This window comes from Pseudomonas sp. P5_A12 (genome assembly GCF_056400685.1).
Genome location: NZ_JBFUKU010000506.1, coordinates 1 through 2,128 on the forward strand (window position 1 = coordinate 1; position 2,128 = coordinate 2,128).

3 protein-coding genes are annotated in these 2,128 nt (G+C 58.8%); all 3 read right to left on the minus strand.

The features are described 5' to 3' along the window. A partial coding sequence (locus AC1DSG_RS30505; RefSeq protein ID WP_477794191.1) for a response regulator occupies positions 1 to 265 on the minus strand: 265 nt, incomplete at its 3' end. A gap of 2 nt (positions 266 to 267) precedes the next feature. Continuing rightward, positions 268 to 1,857 carry a sensor histidine kinase gene (locus AC1DSG_RS30510; RefSeq protein WP_477794193.1) on the minus strand — a complete coding sequence of 530 codons (1,590 nt, stop codon included), beginning with the start codon at positions 1,855 to 1,857 and terminating at the stop codon, positions 268 to 270. Beyond that, positions 1,847 to 2,080: a PP0621 family protein gene (locus AC1DSG_RS30515; protein ID WP_477794192.1), complete on the minus strand. Its 234-nt coding sequence runs from the start codon at positions 2,078 to 2,080 to the stop codon at positions 1,847 to 1,849. The genes AC1DSG_RS30510 and AC1DSG_RS30515 overlap by 11 nt, the downstream gene beginning before the upstream one ends. Between the last annotated feature and the right edge of the window lie 48 nt (positions 2,081 to 2,128).

Sequence of the window (2,128 nt, forward strand, 5' to 3'; positions counted from 1 at the left end):
CGAGGCTGCCGTAAGCGGTGATCATCGCCACCGGCACCTGTGAGTAACGCTGCTGGATGTGTTGCACCAACTCAAGGCCGGTGCCATCGGGCAGGCGCATGTCGGTCAGGCACAGATCGAAGGATTCCCGGGCCAACAAGGCTTGGGCATCGCTCAGGTTGCGGACACTGAAGGTATCGAGTTTCATCCGTCCCAGGGTGATTTCCAGGAGTTCGCGGATATCCGGCTCGTCGTCGACGATCAGGACTTTGGGCCGTGGGCTCATGTTCAACTTTGTTTCCGTCCGTGGGCAAAAGTAATGCGAAAACAGCCGCCGCCTTGGCGTGGTTGAAAGTCTAGGCGGGCCTGATTGCTTTCGCATAGCTCACGGGACAGATAAAGCCCAAGGCCCGTGCCTTGGCTACTGGTGGTAAAAAACGGTTCGAACAAATGCACTTGCTGATCCGGCGCCACGCCGGGGCCGTTGTCCATCACTTCCAGCACCGGCAACTGGCTGTCGGCAGCGACAAAAAGTTCGAGCCAGACCTGGGCCAGGTCGTGATTCAGGGCGCTGTGACGCCAGGCGTTGCGCAACAAATTGTCTAGAACCTGGGTGAGCTGGTTTGGGTCCATCAAGGTGTTGAAATCGCCTGACCCTATACGCAGGTGAATGTGCTGACCTTCGGGCGCCGCTTCACGGATTTCGGCGACGAACCTTTCCAGCCATGGCTTCAGATCGAGCCGTTGCGGTACGGTTTGCTGGCGGCGGGACAACTGCAGGACGTTTTCGATAACCCGATTCATTCGCTGAGAGTGGTCTTGAATAATCTGGGTCAGACGCCGATCTGCCCCATTGAGTTCCTCGGATTCGCGCAGCAATTGCGCGGCATGACTGATGGCGCCCAGTGGATTGCGGATTTCATGGGCAATACCCGCCGTCAGTCGACCGAGTGCCGCGAGTTTTAGTTGTTGTGCTTGTTGTGCGACCTGAGCGAGGTCTTCGAGAAACACCAGGGTCTGGTGATTAGGGCTTTGGTTCAGGGCGATGAAACTGGGTTGCAGTTCCAGGCCGCTGCTATCGATTATCAGGCTTTGCGGGCGCAAGGTCGGATTGTTGAGCCACAGCTGAAGACGCTCGAGCAGCCTTGGCGAAAAGTCATCGATCCGCTGTCCGTCGAGGGCTTTGTGCCCCAGCAAGATCAATGCGCTGAGATTGGCCAGTTGCACCCGCCGCTGATCGTCGAGCACCAGAATGCCCGTGCGCATGCGTTGCAGGATCAGCGCGTTGAGTGCTTCGAGCCCCACCACTTCGCTGGCCCGCTGTTCGGCGAGGTGTTCGCTGACTTCCAGACGTCTTGTCAGGCCTTGCACCAGCAATGCGGCGGCAAAACACAGCGCGCCGAGTGTGCCGACTTGCAGGTAATCGTTGGGACTGGTCGGGTGGCTGTAGCTCAGGAGGAAACTCAAACCGACGATGCCCAGTGCGCCGACTGCGGCGATGGACAGGCCGGTACGTCCACGCAGCAGGGTATTGCCGATGGCCACCGACACGATCAATAGATTGCCGATGCCACTGGCTACTCCGCCTGCGGCGTAAAACAAACCGCAGAGCAGGAAGACGTCGACCAGCGCCAGGCTGAACAGCTGCGCCGGCCGTTGGGTGTTTTCCAGGAATACCACTAACAAAATGTTCAGCACCAGGTACAACCAGCTGCCACTGCGCAGCAGGTCGTCATTGGCGAACGCCAGCAACCCGTTGTCGAGGTTGCTGGTCATCAACAACACCAGAGTAATGCCGACGCTCAAGCGGTAGAGATGATAAAGGCGCAGCAGTCGCTGGGCCTGTTTGTCGCCGGGACTGGACGTCTCAGCGACCACCAGGGCCCGGGCCTTGCTCAAGGTGAGCCTGGCTGCAATACCACTGTTGTTGAAGGCTCAGCGCACGGTCGCGGGGCAGGTGAACGCCGCAATGTGCGCAGCGTACCATCGGAGCAGCCTCAAGCTCGGCGGAGGATTTGGGGGCGGAAGACGAGCCCTTGAACTTGCGCCAGAACCATACCGCAGCGGCAATCAGGGCGATCCAGAACAGTAAACGAAGCATGGTGAGCTGCTTTATGGCGAGTGATTCAGCAGTTTAGCCAAGGACATG

Excerpts from the sequence above, each read along its gene's own strand:
- AC1DSG_RS30515 (WP_477794192.1), bottom strand. The coding sequence starts at position 2,080 with ATGCTTCGTTTACTGTTCTGGATCGCCCTGATTGCCGCTGCGGTATGG.